A 14,336-nucleotide genomic window follows, 5' to 3' on the forward strand; every position below is an offset into this window, starting at 1 on the left:
CCCCTATACGTGGGCTATACGCGGCCTATGTGTGGTAGGCGCTGGGACGCGCTCAGCCGCAGCCGCCCGCGTGGCCGTCGTCGACGAGGGCGGAGACACCGCCGCCGCCCTGCACGGGCGCGGCTCCGCCGTCCGTCACGGCGGGACGGACGGAGGCGGCGAACGCGGCCAGCCGGTCCACGCCCCAGAACCTCTCGAACCCGTTCACGAAGTACGGCACCCCGAAGACGCCGTCCTTGTAGACGTCCATGAGCGCCCGCACACCCTCCGCGCGCACCTCCGGGTCGTCCACCGCCTCGGTCAGCTCGGCCGCGTCCAGCCCGAGATCGGCGCCGATCCCCGCGACGGTCGTCGGGTCGCAGATGTCGCGGCCCTCCTCCCAGCGCGCCCGGTAGGCCGCCGCGATGAACTCCGGGCCCCGGCCGTGCCCGCGCGCGACCAGGTAGCCCAGATGCGGCACCTCCCACCACGGCTCGCGGTCCACCGGCCAGGCGATCGCGAGCCCGCGGTCGGCGGCCAGGCGCCGGACGTCCTGGAGGATGTAGAGGTGCTTGGCCTTGGACATCGGCGTGAAGGGGAACTCCCCGCCCGCTTCGGCGAGCAGCTTCAGGCTCGTCTCGTCCGGTTCCCAGAACGGCGCCCACTCCAGCCCCGCGGCCAGGTCCGGGTACTGGTCGAGCAGGTCGCGGTAGGCCAGCCACGAGTAGGGGCTGCGCAGGTTGAAGTAGAAGCGCGGCGGGCGTTTCCGGCGGCTCACAGCGCCATTCCCCCATCGACCTGGAACACCTGGCCGGTGACGTAGGAGGCGCGGTCCGACAGCAGGAACGCGACGAGGTCCGCGACCTCTTCGGCCCGGCCGAACCTGCCGAGCGAGATCCGTCCGAGCATCTCCCCGGTGAGCTTGTCCGGGAGCCCGGCGGTCATGTCGGTCTCGATGAAGCCGGGCGCGACCACGTTCGCGCGCAGCCCGTGCGGGCCGACCTCCTTGGCGAGCGCCTTGGTGAACCCGATGATGCCCGCCTTGGCGGCCGAGTAGTTGGTCTGCCCAGCGTTGCCCGCCACGCCCGCGATCGAGGAGACGGTGACGACGGCGCCCGCCTTGCGCTTCAGCATCGGGAACAGCGCCGCGCGGCACACGTTGTAGGTGCCGTCGAGGTTGGTCCGCAGGACCGCGTCCCAGTCGTCGTCGCGCATCAGCAGCAGCGGCCGGTCGGCGACGATCCCGGCGACGCCGACCAGCGCGGCGACCGGGCCGAGCTCGTCCTCGACGGCGCCGGTGAACGCCTTGACCGCGGGACGGTCGGTGACGTCGACCTGCCGGGCCAGCACGCGCGCGCCCCGCTCGCGCGCCTCCTTGGCGACCAGCTCGGCCGCCTCCCGGCTGCGCTGGTAGCAGAACGCGACGTCGTGCCCCGACTCGGCGAGCCGGTGGACGACGGCGCGGCCGATCCCCCGGGAGCCGCCGGTGACCAGTGCGACGGGACGTGCCGTGTCCGTCACGGTGCTCTCCTTCACGCGGTTGTCTCCTTCACGCGGCCGTTCTGCGGGACCGGCCCGAGCGCCTCGATGGGACGCAGCGCCACCACGAAGTGGCCGACGGACATGACGGTCGCGCCGTCCGCCGTGGTCTCGCCCGCGAGGATGGCGGTGTCCGCGACCGCCCGGACCATCCGCACCTCGTGCCGCAGCACCTCGCCCGGGTGGACGGGCCGCTCGAAGCGGATGTCGTTGATCGCCCCGGCCAGCTCGACCTTGCCCGCGAGCACGTCCGGGTTGGGCTGCTCCCAGACCGCGAGCAGCACGGCCGACTGCGCCCACGACTCGATCAGCAGGGACGAGGGGTAGGCGTGGTCCGCGTCGTCCGGGACGTCCGCGTAGCAGGGCTCCGCCGCGGTCACCGCCTTGAGCGCGGTGAGCCGGACGCCCGGTTCGACGGACAGCACCCGGTCCACCAGCAGGATCGGGTGGCGGTGCGGGATGATCCGCTTGATCGCGTCGACGCCGATCATCCGGCCGGCTCCCGCCGGTAGGACAGCGTGATGTCGGCGGCGGGGCCGCGGTCGGTCGCCGCCTTCGCCGTGCACCGCAGACCCGCCTCGGTGTCCTCGGTGGTCAGGGCGATGGTGACGACGTCGCCCGGATAGACCGGCGCGAGGAACCGGCAGCGGTCCACCGCCGCCAGCCGCACCGGCGGCCCGCCCGCGGCCAGGGCGGGCTGGGCGCGCACGGCGCGGTCGGCGTACTCGATCAGGTAAACGCCCGGCAGCACCGGGTAGCCCGGGTAGTGCCCCGGGAACACCGGGTCGCCGGCGTCGACCGGGAAGGACACGACCGCCTCCGTCCGCCCGGGGGCGGCGGAGGGGTCGTGGGCGACCTGCGTCATGACACCGCCTTGAGGCGGCCGTCCAGCAGGTCGTAGGTGCCGGCGAGGGTGGTGATGGACTCGAGCTCGGTCTCCTCCAGCCGCAGGCCGTACGCCTTCTCCAGCCGGACCATGATCTCCAGCGCCATCAGCGAGTCCACGTCGAGGTCGTCCAGGAAGTGCGCCTCGTCGGTGACCTCGGCCACCGGGAGGTCCAGCACCTCGGCGATCAGGCCCCGCAGCTCCTCTTTGTCGAGCGTGTCGAACCTGTCTGCCATGTCACTCTCCCTTCTCTCGGCCGCCGCCGGCGGCGGCGGGCAGGTCGAACAGCGCGCAGCCGGCCGTGCCCTCGGCACGGTCGACCGAGGTCACCAGGGCGAGCCCGGGACGGTCCGCCGCGCCGGCGAGCACGGCGGCGAGCTGGAAGGCGGCGGACGCCGCGCCGGTGTCGCCGATCGCCTCGCGGCAGTGCACGGCGGGGACCGCGCCGCCCGCGACCTCGTCCAGGGCGGCCCGCTCCTCCTTGCCCTCCCGGCCCTGCGCGTCGGACGGCGCGACCAGGCGGACGTCGGCGGCGTCGCGTCCGGCGCGGTCCAGGGCCCCGCGGACGCACCGGACCAGCGCCTCCCGCAGGGACAGCTCGGGGCCCGCGGCGGCGAAGCCGAAGCCGAGCACGGTGGCGAGCGCGGCCCGGCCGCCGCGCTCGGCGTCAGCGGCGCTCTCCAGCAGGAACATCGCGCAGCCTTCGCCGATCGGCGCGGCGTCGCCGCCGGTCGCCCGCCACTCCAGCCAGGCCCGCCGCGGGGTCAGCTCCTCGGCGGCGCCGCACAGCATCGTCCCGGCGTGCCCGCAGCGCTGCAGCCGGGCGGTGTAGTTGAGCGCCGACAGCCCGGTCAGCGCGCCGGCGGCGACGGTGGCGTTGGGACCGCGCAGCCCGTGCCAGATCGCGCTCAGCCCGGCCATCCGGTTCATCACCGTGTTGGGGAACAGCGCGGGATCCACGTGGTACGGCTTATCGCCGGTCAGGCCGTCGCGGGTGAAGTCCATGATGCTCTGCACGCTGCCCGAGCCGGTGCCGAGCACCATCCCGACGCTGTCGGGATCGTCGGTCAGCCCGGGGCCCGCCGACTCCAGCAGGAGGCCGCTCGCGGCGACGGTCAGGGCGGTGACGCGGTCCATGGAGCGGGTGCCCTTCTTGCCCAGCACCTCAGCGACCTCGAACCCCGGGACCGCTCCCCCCTGCTCGAACGGCCCGAGCCCGCCTTCACCGGACCCGGTCCCGGCGGCCGCGAGGGGCCGTACGCCGGAGCGGCCTTCTCGCAGGCCCCCGGCGAAGGCGTCCGCGCCCAGGCCGAAGGCCGAGATCGCCGACCATCCGGTGATCACCAATGCGTCGGAGCTCATCGTGTCCCCTCCTCGCTGTCGTCACGGGGCCCGGCGGACGGGCGGGCGCCCCAGACCGTGCCGGGCGCGTACAGCTCCCCGCCGTCGATCCCGATGGTGTTGGCGGTGATCCAGGAGGAGTCGGTGCGCGACAGCAGCACCACCGCCTCGGCCACGTCCTCCGGCGTGGTGAGCCGTCCGTGCGGGTTGGACAGGGCGGCCTCGTCCACGAACTCGGCGTGCTCGGGGATGCGCTCCAGCGCGGGCGTCACGGTCGTCCCGGCGCGCAGGGCGTTGACCGCCACCCGCCGGGGCGCCAGTTCGAGGGCGAGCTGCCGGACGTGCGACTCCAGCGCCGCCTTGGCCGCGCTCACGGCCCCGTAGCTGGGCAGCGCCTGCGTGGTGCCCGAGCTGGTCATCGCGTAGACCTTGGACCCGGGCGGCAGCAGACCGGCGGCGACGAGGTCCTGCACCCAGTAGACGAGGCTGTGCGCCATGACGTCGAGGGTCATGGCCATCTGCCGCCTGCCGATGCCCGCCGGATGGCCGTCCCTGGGCAGGAACGGCACGAGCGAGCCGAACGCCAGCGAGTGGACGAGGACGTGCAGCCCGTCCCCTCCGGTCAGCTCGGCCACGCGGGCCGTCATGTGGGCGCGGGTCTGCTCGGCGGCGGCGTTGACGTTGAAGAAGTGCGCCTCCACGCCGTGGGCGCGCAGCTCCTCGACCAGGACCGCGACCTTCTCCGCGCGGGCCCCGGTGTCGAAGTGGACGCCGATGACGTTCACGCCCTCGCGCGCCAGCCCCTCGGCGATGGCCTTGCCGATGCCGCTGGACGCGCCCAGCACCAGGCACCAGGCGCCCTTGATCGATATCAGCACGATCGGCTCCCCTCGACGCGCGCGATCGCGAGGTTTCCCTCGCCCGCGGCGGCCACGATGAGTCGGTCCCCTGGCGGGCCGGTCAGCAGTTCGGCCAGCCGCGTCATCGGGGTGAGGCACCCGTTCCCGGCCAGCGTCCGCTGGATCCCGTCCGCGTGCCCGGCGGCTTCGGCGAGCGCGTGGCACGCCAGGTCGGCTACCGCCGAACCGTCGTCGACGATCTCCGCCGGAAGGGCCGCGCCGTTGGCCAGGTCCTTCGCGGCGGCGCGGATCGCCGCGCCGATCCGATCCCGGCCGGCGGCGTCGGCGAGCAGGCGGGGCGGGGCGAACATCGTCCGGACGCGGCACGCGCCGTACCGGCGTGCGCCGCGGGCTTCCGCCGCCGCGCGCGGCTCGAACGCCAGGGCGACGGCGCCCCGCTCGGGCGCGCGGTCCGGGAGGCCGTCCTCGGCCGCCGCCACCAGCAGCGCCTCGCACCGGCCTGCGGCCATGGCCCGCAGGCCCGACTGCACGGCCTCCAGCCCGGCCACGCGGGGTGAGGTGACGGTGAGCGCGAACCCCTTCAGGCCGTGGTCGGACGCCAGGCGGTTGCCCAGCACGTTGATCGCGAAGAACGGGGCGCGGGCCGGGCTCAGGTCGTCGGCGCCCAGGTCGGCGACCGTGCGGTCCATCTCGTCCAGGGTCGCGGTGAGGCCGTTGTTGGTGGCGAGGACGGTGCCCCGCCTGTCCTCGGGGACGTCGCCCGCCCCGGCGAGCGCGTCCCGGGCGGCGGCCACGAGGTACTGGGCGGCGGGCGGAAGGTAGCGGTAGCCGCGGCCGCCGAGCCGGGTCCGGACGTCGAACCAGGTCGCGGGGTCGTCGCCCGCCTCCGGGACGACCACGCCGATCCCGGTCACGACGGCGTCCATGGGAGGGGTCACGCCGCCTCCAGGACGACCGAGCAGTTGTTGCCGCCGAAGCCGTAGCCGTTCACGAGGACCCTGCGGCTGGGGCCGGTCAGCGGTTCGGGGCCGGACTGCGGCAGCCATACCGGGCATTCGGGGTCCTGCTCGTCCAGCGGCACGTTCGGCGGGACGGTCCCGCTCCGCAGCATCAGCACGGCGGCGCACGCCGCGATGGCCGCGGACGCTCCGCCGGTGTGCCCGATGAGCGCCTTCAGGCTGTAGAGCGGGACGCGGTCCAGGTCCGGGCCGATCACGTCCCGCAGGGCGCCCGCCTCCAGGGCGTCGTTCAGCCGGGTCCCGGTGCCGTGCGGGATGACGCAGCCCGGCGCGCCGCCGTCGCCCAGCGCCTCCCGCGCGGCCCTGGCGACCTGCGCCCCGCCGGGCTCGGGCGCCGTCGGATGGTGCGCGTCGCAGCTCCAGCCCGTCCCACCGATCCGGGCGAGGACGGCGGCGCCGCGGGCCTCGGCGCGGGCGCGGGACTCCAGCACGAGCATCCCGGCCCCCTCGCCGAAGATCGTCCCGGCGCGGTGCCGGTCGAACGGGCGGCAGCGGACCGGGTCCACCGCCCCGAGGCGGTTGAAGCAGCCGAGCGCGATGCGGGAGTAGCCGTCGGAGCCGCCCGCGATCGCCAGGTCGGCCTCGCCGGCCCGGATCAGGTCGGCGGCGGCGCTCACCGCGAACGTGCCCGCGGCGCAGGCGTTGGCGACGCTGAGGTTCGGCCCGGTCGCGCCGAGCCGGTCGCCCACCGCCGCCGCGAGCCGGAACGCGGGGTCCCACGCGGCGCCGGTCGCGCCGCGTCCCCGCTCGCTCGCCGCCACCTCGCCCATGCAGCTGCCGACCACGACCGCGGCGTCCGGCGCGGCGTCGAGCCCCGCGTCCTGGAGCGCCTCGTCGGCGGCGGCCAGCGCGAACCGCGCCGCCCGGTCCGCCTCGCCGCCGCCGTCCGGCACCAGGTGGATCAGCGGCAGCGCCATGCGCGCCAGCGGGTCGGCGGGACGGTCGGGCCCGCGCGCCGCGGCGGCGCCCATCGCCTCCCACAGCGTCCCGGCCCCGTAGCCGAAGCAGGTGACGGCGCCGACGCCGGTCACCACCGGTTCGGCCCCGGGATCCCCCGTCATCGGATCATCCCCGTCCCGTGCCGTGCCCCTGCCCGCCCGCGCCTTCCAGCGCGCCGGCGAGGCGGTCGTCGAAGGACACCAGGCTCCAGTCGCGGCGGTTCTCGATCACCGCGTAGCCGTGCGTGATGTGCCCGGTCGCGGTGGGCACGAGGACGCCGTCGCGCAGCGCGTAGCAGTCCATCCGGGACGTGTAGGTGAACCGCTTGAAGACGTTCTCGACGGTGAAGACGGTGTAGAGGTCGTCCTCCATGCGCGCCTCGTCCAGCAGGGTGATGCGCGAGTGCGGGACGACCGGGATCCAGTTCTGCTCGTCCAGCAGCCGCTTGATCGACACCCCGCGGTCGGCGAGGAACAGGTCGACGACCTCCTCCATGAGCCGCAGGTAGCCCGACATCTGCACCCGCTCGGTGAAGTGGCAGTAGAAGTAGGGCATCCGCCACTTCCACACGAAGGAGTTGCCGCCGCCGAGAGCCGCTATGGGGTCGCCGTCCCCGACCGGGACGGCGGGGGTCTCGTAGGGGGCGGGGAGCCCGGCGTTGGACACGACGAACGGCGCCAGGTGCGCGGGCACGTCCTCGGCGTCGCTGCCGTGCGGGTCGCTCCGCAGGACCACGCGGACCTTGGCGGAGACCGCGATGTTGGACGGATCGGCCTGCCGGTTCAGCCGCACCGTGAACGCCAGCTCGCCGCCGGACGCGTTCGCCAGCGGGGCGACCTCGCCGACCGCGAGGTCGTCGATGTGGAAGGCGTGCAGGATGCGGGTGTCGATGTCGGCGATGTCCACGCAGAGGCCGTACCGCTCGTACAGCTCCCCCGCCGGTGCCCCGCGCCGCCGCAGGTGTTCGAGGACGGCCTCCTCGACCAGGTAGTTGACGTGCTTGAACCCGATCCAGGTGCAGATGTTCGACCCCTCGTACCGGGGGCGGATCTCCAGGTCGGTCGGCTGTGCGAGGGGCCCGGCCGGGCGGGTCGCGTCGGTGACGGTCATATCGGCTCCGGTTGCTTGCGGATCGGGATCGGGACGAAGCGGGCCAGGAACCCGCATACGAGGTCGGCGAAGCGGTCGGGGTGCTCGATCATGGCGTTGTGGCCGCAGGCGGGCAGCAGCTCCAGGCGGCCGTCCGGGAGGGTGGCGGCGAGCGCCCGCGCATCCTGCGGCCGGGCCGCCGGGTCCTGCTCGCCGCCGACGATCAGCACCGGCAGGTCGAGGGCGGCGGTGTCGAGGAACGGCGTGCGCAGGTAGGCGTCGAAGAAGCGGATCCAGCCGTACGGGCCGAGCCGGTCGCGGATCCGCAGCGCCATGCTCGCCCGCAGCTCGCCGGACAGCCGCCCGGCCGAGCCGACCCGCAGGCCCTCGTCGATGAGCGGGAGGAACCCGTCCATGTAGCGGGTCATCGCCGCCCAGTCGAAGTCCTGCTCCGACGCCCGGTAGAAGGGCGCGACCAGGACCACCGCCGCAGGGCGCGGGCGCGTCCGGTCCGCGAGGAGGGTGAGGAGGAGGTTGGCGGCGTAGGAGTGCGCGACGACGACGTCCGGCACGCCGCCGGGGCCCGCCATCGCGTCGGCGACGGCGCGGACCGGGTCGGCCCGGTGGTCCCAGCGGGGCCCCTCGCCCGCCGACCAGGGCAGGACGGGCGCCCGCACCGGCAGGGTCTCCGGCAGCCGGGCGCGCAGCGGCGCCCAGGCGAGCGGGCCGCCGGCCAGCCCGTGCAGCAGGAGCAGGCCGCCGCTCACCGCGCGGCCCGCAGGATCAGCGCGGCGGACGCGTCGGTCCCGCCGTCGCGGCCCGTCCCGGCCGTGGCCAGCACGCCGGATGTCTCATCGTTCAGCCAGGCGGTCCCGGCGGCCGCTTGCAGCACGCCGAGGGCGCCCGAGCATTCGCCCATCTTCGCCGTCAGATCGCAGGTCAGGGCGGGCTCCAGCGCGTGCGGCGGGACGGCCCCGCCCGGCGCGCACCACAGCCCGAGCGGTCCGGCGCCGGGCTCGCGGACGGCGGCGACGGCCTCCGTCCAGGTGCCCTTCCTGGCGTACGGGCCGATCCCGGCGAGCGCGGGCACGCCCCGCTCGCGCGCGGACTCCGCCGTCTCCACGACGAGGGCCGCCGCGCCGTCGAGCAGCCGGACGTCGGCGCCGGTCCCGCCGGACGCCAGGTGGCGGACGGGCGGGTTGACCGGCTCGACCCCGACGACCAGCACCCATCCGACCCGGCGGGCGGCGATCAGCTGCCGGGCCCAGTGCACGGCGTCCAGCCCGGACGTCTCCCCGTTGCACAGCGTCAGGTTCGCGCCGCGCAGGCCGTGCGTGATCGCGACCCAGGAGGCCACGACGTTGCTGGCGGTCGCCGGGAGCGCCATGGGGCTGGTGCCCGCGTAGGTCTCCTTGGCGATGGTGGTGACCGCGTCGCAGACGGTGTCGACGTTGCCGTAGTTGGTGCTGGCGACGACGCCCGCCCGGTGTGCGGGCACGGTCAGCGCGCCGTCTCGGACCAGCCCGGCGGCGGCGAGCGCGTCCCGCGCGGCGCACATCGCGAGCCTGGTCGCGCGGTCGCGGTAGCGCAGCCCGCGCCCGGTGAGCCGGGCGACGGGGTCGTCGCCGTCCGGCGCGGGCGGGTCCGGCGCGAGGAGCCCGCGGGCGTCGTCGACGCCGCGCAGCGCGAGCCCGAGGCCGGTGACAACGACGTCCATGCTCAGACCGCCTTCTCCACGACCGCGACGGCGTTGAGGCCGCCGAACCCGAACGAGTTGACCTGGGCGACCGACAGCCCCTCGGCGCGCGCGGCGGCGCCCCGGACCAGCCGGAAGCCCGCCACCTCGTCGATCGGGTCGTCCAGATGCACGATGGGCGGGACGGTGCCGGTCCGCATCGCCTCCACCCCGGCGACCAGGCTGTGCAGCCCGGACGCCCCGGCCGTGTGCCCGGTCATGCTCTTGATGGCCGTCAGGTACGGGCGGCCCGCGGCCGCGCCGAAGACGTCGGCGAAGGCGTCGACCTCGGCCTCGTCGTTCAGCGGCGTGCCGGTCCCGTGCAGCATGACCAGGTCGATGTCGTCCGGGCGCACGCCGGACCGCTCGTGCGCCTCGCGGATCGCGACGCCGATGTTCGCGGCGTCCGGCGCGGACGGGTGCGAGGCGTCGCAGTTGATCGCCACCCCGCGGACGGTGGCGTGCGACCGTCCGGCCGGGCCGGGGCCGTCGGCGGCGCGGCGCAGCACGACGGCTACCGCGCCCTCGCCCTGCAGCATGCCGCGCCGGTCCCGGTCGAAGGGCCGGATCCGGTCCGGGGCCTCGGGGTAGCAGCGGTCCAGCAGCCCGTAGGTGCTCTCGGTGATCGTGTCGACGCCGGCCACGACGACCGTGTCGCACTCGTCCAGCTCCAGCAGGTCGGTGCCGAGGCCGAGCGCGTAGAGGGACGCGGAGCAGGCGTTTGCCACGGTGTAGGTGCGGGTCGCGCCGAACCGGCGGCCGAGCGCGGCGCCGAAGTGCAGGTCGGCCGGGTCGAACGGGACACCGTCGCGCCAGCTCAGCTCCACCGAGCGCAGCTCCCGCAGGGTGGTGCCGACCAGCACGGGGACGTCGCCGAGCCGCTCGTCCATGCCGGCGTCGCGCAGCGCGGCGGCGACCGCCCGCTCCAGCCACCGGCTCGCGCGCAGCGGCACGTCGCCGGAGTCGGGTCGGTCGTCGATCTCGTAGGCGTTCCGGGCCCGGTACCGGGTCGGGTCGAAGCCGCGCAGGGGGGCGTGCGCGCTGCGGCCGGCGCAGAGCGCGGCGAAGAACGCCGCCACGTCGTCGCCGGGTGCGGCGACGGCCCCCATGCCCGTGACGATCCAGCTCATCAGGCCGCCCCCGCCACAGGCGAGGGCTCGGGCGCGCGCCCGAGGATGAGGACGGCGTTGTTGCCGCCGAACGCCAGCGCGTTGTTCTGCACGACCCGCAGATCCGCCTCGCGCGCCTCATTGGGGACGCAGTCGACGCCGCACTCCGGGTCGGTCTCGACATGGTTGATGGTCGGCGGGATGAAGCCCTCGCGCAGCGCCAGCGCGCACGCCGCCGCGGCGATCGCGCTGGCCCCGCCCATCGTGTGCCCGATCATCGCCTTGATGGAGATGGTGGGCGGCGGGCGGTCGCCGAACACCTGCCTGATCGCGCCGCTCTCGGTGACGTCGTTGGCCTTCGTCCCGGTGCCGTGCGCCGAGATGAAGTCGACGTCGCCAGGCCCGATCCCGGCGTCGCGGTGGGCCATCTCGATGCCGCGGGTGATCCCGTCGCGGTCCGGGGCGACGGGATGGCGGGCGTCGCACGACAGCCCGTAGCCGAGCACCTCGGCGTAGATCCGGGCGCCGCGGGCGAGCGCGGCGTCCAGGCTCTCCAGGACCAGGACGCCAGCGCCCTCGCCCGTGAGGATCCCCTTGCGGTCCTTGTCGAACGGCCGGCAGACCTCGGGGGTGATGGTGCCGAGCCGGTAGAAGCCGGTGAAGGTCTTGCGGCAGACCGCGTCGGCCCCGCCGACGAGGGCGATCTCGGCGTCCCCGCAGCGGATCGCGTCGAACCCGCTCCCGACCGCGAAGTTGCCCGCCGCGCAGGCCGTGGGCAGGGTCGTGGCCTCGACGTCGGTGAGCCCGAACTCGGCGACGATCGACGTGGACAGCCGGACCGCGCCGACCCGGCGGGCGATCACCGGGTCGAAGGCGCCCGGCCCCCGCTCCAGCTCGCTCTCCACCAGGCCGTCCAGGTCGCGGGACTCGCCGTCGGTGGTGCCCATCGACACGAGGGCCCGCCGGGCCCGGAGGTCCGCGGGGCCGAGTCCGGCGTCAGCGACGGCCATCCGCGCGGCGGCGACCGAGAACCGGGCCGCCCGGCCGAGGTCGTCCAGCGGGGTGCCGGTGATCCAGTCGGCGGCCCGGAAGTCGTCGATCTCGCAGCCGTTGGCGTGGGCGAACCCGGCGGTGTCGAACGCAGTGATCGGCTTGGCGCCGCTCCGCCCGGCGCGCAGCCCGGCGGCGAAGTCCGCGACCCCGATGCCGATGCTGGTCACCGGTCCGAGCCCGGTGACCACCACCCGCCGGGACGCCTCCAGACCCGTCATGGCGCGGGTCACTCCCGCGCGGCGTCGGCCACGACGGCGTAGACGCCGTCGAGGTTCACCATCCGGTCCATCGCCGCCTGGTCGATCGTCACGCGGAACGTGCGCTCGAGCGCGGCCAGGATCTCGATGGCGCGCAGCGAGTCGGCGCCGTGATCCTCCTTGAAAAGGCTTCCGTCGGTGAGCTCGTCGGGGTCGAGCTCAAGGATCTCGCAGACGATCTCCTTGATCTGACCCTTTTGCTCGCCGTCCAGGACCGCCGTGATATTCGAGCCGGACATGTCACCTCCGCGATTCGACGTACCGGTTCACGTCACTGCCGCAGAGCGTGCGATTGGGCGCTATATCTTTCCTATACGGCCGCCAGGTGCGCGGACACGACCGCCGGCCTCCGCGCCCGGCTCGCCGGGCAAGGGGTTGCGAGTCCGAGATGCTCGTGTATACGGTGAGGTTCCGCAATGGCGCTGACGCGCGCCGGCGGCGAACTCGGGGACGACCATGAATTGTTTCTTCAGCCGCTGGTCAAAGCGCGCCCACAAGCATCGGGCCCGCGGGAATTCAATGGCGACTTGTGGAGGCGGACCCGCGGAATCCCCGGCCGCCTGATCATCTAGCCGACCCGGAGTTTCCATGACACAGGTCCCGACATTCGCCGTGATCTCCGGCGCCCAGGTCCACGACGCGGTCGCCGGACGCGAGAAGCAGGTCATCGAGATGATCGAGGCGGCCTACCGGCTGCACGGCGAGGGCCGCACGGTCAATCCCGACTCCTACTTCCTGCGCTTCCCCGACCGCCCGTCCGACCGGATCATCGCGCTGCCCGCGTCCGTCAAGGGCGACGTCGGCGTGCACGGCGTCAAATGGATCTCCAGCTTTCCCGGCAATGTCGCGAACGGCCTTCCCCGCGCCTCCGCCGTGCTGATCCTCAACGACGCGGAGACCGGCTACCCGTTCGCGTGCATGGAGAGCTCGATCATCTCCGCCGCCCGCACCGCCGCGTCCGCGGCCCTCGCCGCCGCGGCCCTCACCGACCGCCGCGGGTCCCGCCCCCGCCGCGTCGGCTTCATCGGCGCCGGCCTCATCGCCCGCTACATCCACACCTACCTGGCCGCCAACGGCTTCACCTTCGACACCCTCGGCGTCCACGACCTCTCCGCCGAGCACGCCCAGGGCTTCGAGGGCTACCTGCGACGCACCGAGAAGGGGGCCATCACCGTCCACGACACGGCCGAGGCCCTCATCCGCTCCTCGGACCTGATCGTCTTCGCCACCGTCGCCGGCGAACCCCACGTCACCGACCCGGCCTGGTTCGCGCACAACCCCCTCGTCCTGCACGTCTCCCTGCGCGACCTCTCCCCCGAGATCATCCTCTCGTCCTGGAACGTGGTGGACGACGTCGAGCACTGCCTGAAGGCGAACACGTCCCCCCACCTGGCCGAACAGCAAGCCGGCAACCGCGACTTCGTCGCCGGGACGCTCTACGACGTCCTCACCGGCAAGGCCACCCCGCCCGCCGACGAGCCGGTCGTCTTCTCCCCGTTCGGCCTGGGCGTCCTGGACCTGGCCGTCGCCCGCCACGTCTACGACCACGTCGCCACCTCGGGCGCCCTGCACACCGTCCCGAACTTCTTCCACGACCTCACCCGCTACGGCTGACCCTCCGCGCTCGCCGCTCCTTTCACGCGAACCGCTGGCGCAGTTCGCCGATGCCCTCGACGCGGCTGACCAGCTCGTCGCCCGGGGCCAGCCAGCGCTGCGGGGTGCGGCCGAGCCCCACCCCGGCGGGCGTCCCGGTGAAGACCAGGTCGCCCGGCAGCAGCGGCAGCACCGCCGACAGCCGCGCGACCAGCAGCGGGACGGAGAAGATCAGCTCCCGGGTGCGGGCCTTCTGCACCTCCTCGCCGTTGATCGCCGAGCTCAGCTCCAGGTCGCCGGGGTCGGCGAACTCGTCCGGCGTGACGACCCACGGCCCGGTCGGCGCGAACCCCGGGAATGACTTGCCCAGGCTGAACTGCGGCGCGGGCCCCGCCAGCTGGGAGACCCGCTCGGAGATGTCCTGCCCGACGGTCAGGCCCGCGACGTGGTCCCAGCCCTCGTCCTCGGGGACGTTCCGGGCGTGCCTGCCGATGACCGCGACCAGCTCCACCTCCCAGTCGGTGTGGCCGCCGGGCGGAAGCGCCACCTCGGTGACCGGCCCGGTGATGCTGGTGGCGAACTTGGTGAACACGGGCGGCAGCCCGTCCGGCGCGTCGAACCCGGACTCGGCCGCGTGGTCCCGGTAGTTGAGGCCGATGGCGAACACCTGCCTCGGCGCGGGGACGGGCGCTCCCAGCTCCGCCGGGTCGAAGCGCACCCCGCCGCCGAGGTCCGCGTCGGACGCCCACGCGCGGAACGCGTCCCACTCCGCGTAGACGGCCTGCGGATCGGGTCCGAACCGTCCGCCGCTCGCCGCCTCCACGTCCACCGCGCGGTCCCCGCCGAGCAGGGCCAAGCGACCTGCGAGGTTGCCGATGCGCACCCGTCCTCCTAAATCATCAGGATCATTTCGCTCGATGATGATCCCTGGTGAGAC

General features: G+C 74.4%; 17 protein-coding genes. 1 reads left to right on the top strand and 16 read right to left on the bottom strand.

The genetic code is table 11. The features are described from left to right. Positions 1-52 precede the first annotated feature (52 nt). From ACH35V_RS22725 to ACH35V_RS22795, 15 genes are read right to left on the bottom strand one after another with little or no spacing between them, the layout of a single operon-like run. A complete protein-coding gene (locus ACH35V_RS22725) occupies positions 53-757 on the bottom strand; it encodes a 2-hydroxychromene-2-carboxylate isomerase (RefSeq protein WP_395974961.1) in 705 nt (234 codons plus the stop codon). Beyond that, a complete protein-coding gene (gene fabG, locus ACH35V_RS22730; protein ID WP_395974962.1) occupies positions 754-1,515 on the bottom strand; it encodes a 3-oxoacyl-[acyl-carrier-protein] reductase in 762 nt (253 codons plus the stop codon). Before fabG ends, ACH35V_RS22725 begins: the two co-directional genes overlap by 4 nt. Next, positions 1,512-2,009 (bottom strand): 3-hydroxyacyl-ACP dehydratase FabZ family protein, encoded by a 498-nt coding sequence (locus ACH35V_RS22735; protein WP_395974963.1) that lies wholly within the window; start codon positions 2,007-2,009, stop codon positions 1,512-1,514. The genes fabG and ACH35V_RS22735 overlap by 4 nt, the downstream gene beginning before the upstream one ends. Further along, positions 2,006-2,383, bottom strand: coding sequence for a 3-hydroxyacyl-ACP dehydratase FabZ family protein (locus ACH35V_RS22740; protein ID WP_395974964.1), 378 nt, complete (start codon positions 2,381-2,383; stop codon positions 2,006-2,008). The genes ACH35V_RS22735 and ACH35V_RS22740 overlap by 4 nt, the downstream gene beginning before the upstream one ends. Next, positions 2,380-2,640, bottom strand: coding sequence for an acyl carrier protein (locus tag ACH35V_RS22745; protein ID WP_395974965.1), 261 nt, complete (start codon positions 2,638-2,640; stop codon positions 2,380-2,382). The genes ACH35V_RS22740 and ACH35V_RS22745 overlap by 4 nt, the downstream gene beginning before the upstream one ends. A 1-nt stretch (position 2,641) precedes the next feature. Next, a complete protein-coding gene (locus tag ACH35V_RS22750) occupies positions 2,642-3,766 on the bottom strand; it encodes a beta-ketoacyl synthase N-terminal-like domain-containing protein (RefSeq protein ID WP_395974966.1) in 1,125 nt (374 codons plus the stop codon). Further along, entirely contained in the window at positions 3,763-4,623 is an 861-nt protein-coding gene (locus ACH35V_RS22755) for an SDR family oxidoreductase (RefSeq protein WP_395974967.1), read from the bottom strand. Before ACH35V_RS22755 ends, ACH35V_RS22750 begins: the two co-directional genes overlap by 4 nt. Beyond that, positions 4,617-5,543 carry a beta-ketoacyl synthase N-terminal-like domain-containing protein gene (locus ACH35V_RS22760; RefSeq protein WP_395974968.1) on the bottom strand — a complete coding sequence of 309 codons (927 nt, stop codon included), beginning with the start codon at positions 5,541-5,543 and terminating at the stop codon, positions 4,617-4,619. The genes ACH35V_RS22755 and ACH35V_RS22760 overlap by 7 nt, the downstream gene beginning before the upstream one ends. Beyond that, entirely contained in the window at positions 5,540-6,685 is a 1,146-nt protein-coding gene (locus ACH35V_RS22765) for a beta-ketoacyl-[acyl-carrier-protein] synthase family protein (protein WP_395974969.1), read from the bottom strand. The genes ACH35V_RS22760 and ACH35V_RS22765 overlap by 4 nt, the downstream gene beginning before the upstream one ends. A 4-nt stretch (positions 6,686-6,689) precedes the next feature. After that, the gene (locus ACH35V_RS22770; RefSeq protein WP_395974970.1) at positions 6,690-7,673 is read right to left on the bottom strand and encodes a thioesterase family protein; all 984 of its coding nucleotides are present in this window, start codon (positions 7,671-7,673) and stop codon (positions 6,690-6,692) included. After that, on the bottom strand, positions 7,670-8,419 hold the full coding sequence (locus ACH35V_RS22775; RefSeq protein WP_395974971.1) for an alpha/beta fold hydrolase: 750 nt from the start codon (positions 8,417-8,419) through the stop codon (positions 7,670-7,672). The genes ACH35V_RS22770 and ACH35V_RS22775 overlap by 4 nt, the downstream gene beginning before the upstream one ends. Beyond that, entirely contained in the window at positions 8,416-9,369 is a 954-nt protein-coding gene (locus ACH35V_RS22780; RefSeq protein WP_395974972.1) for a beta-ketoacyl synthase N-terminal-like domain-containing protein, read from the bottom strand. The genes ACH35V_RS22775 and ACH35V_RS22780 overlap by 4 nt, the downstream gene beginning before the upstream one ends. A 2-nt stretch (positions 9,370-9,371) precedes the next feature. Beyond that, on the bottom strand, positions 9,372-10,517 hold the full coding sequence (locus ACH35V_RS22785) for a beta-ketoacyl-[acyl-carrier-protein] synthase family protein (protein ID WP_395974973.1): 1,146 nt from the start codon (positions 10,515-10,517) through the stop codon (positions 9,372-9,374). Next, on the bottom strand, positions 10,517-11,767 hold the full coding sequence (locus ACH35V_RS22790) for a beta-ketoacyl-[acyl-carrier-protein] synthase family protein (RefSeq protein ID WP_395974974.1): 1,251 nt from the start codon (positions 11,765-11,767) through the stop codon (positions 10,517-10,519). Before ACH35V_RS22790 ends, ACH35V_RS22785 begins: the two co-directional genes overlap by 1 nt. Positions 11,768-11,775: 8 nt before the next feature. After that, positions 11,776-12,045: an acyl carrier protein gene (locus ACH35V_RS22795; RefSeq protein WP_395974975.1), complete on the bottom strand. Its 270-nt coding sequence runs from the start codon at positions 12,043-12,045 to the stop codon at positions 11,776-11,778. Positions 12,046-12,394: 349 nt separating this feature from the next. Between ACH35V_RS22795 and sbnB the strand changes: the two genes are divergently transcribed. After that, positions 12,395-13,420, top strand: a complete 1,026-nt coding sequence (sbnB, locus tag ACH35V_RS22800; RefSeq protein WP_395974976.1) for a 2,3-diaminopropionate biosynthesis protein SbnB — start codon at positions 12,395-12,397, stop codon at positions 13,418-13,420. Positions 13,421-13,442: 22 nt separating this feature from the next. On the opposite strand, the gene ACH35V_RS22805 is transcribed toward sbnB, so the two are convergent. After that, on the bottom strand, positions 13,443-14,282 hold the full coding sequence (locus tag ACH35V_RS22805; RefSeq protein ID WP_395974977.1) for a fumarylacetoacetate hydrolase family protein: 840 nt from the start codon (positions 14,280-14,282) through the stop codon (positions 13,443-13,445). Positions 14,283-14,336: the final 54 nt, after the last annotated feature.

The sequence above is a fragment of the Actinomadura sp. 1N219 genome (genome assembly GCF_044326405.1).
Taxonomy (GTDB): domain Bacteria; phylum Actinomycetota; class Actinomycetes; order Streptosporangiales; family Streptosporangiaceae; genus Spirillospora.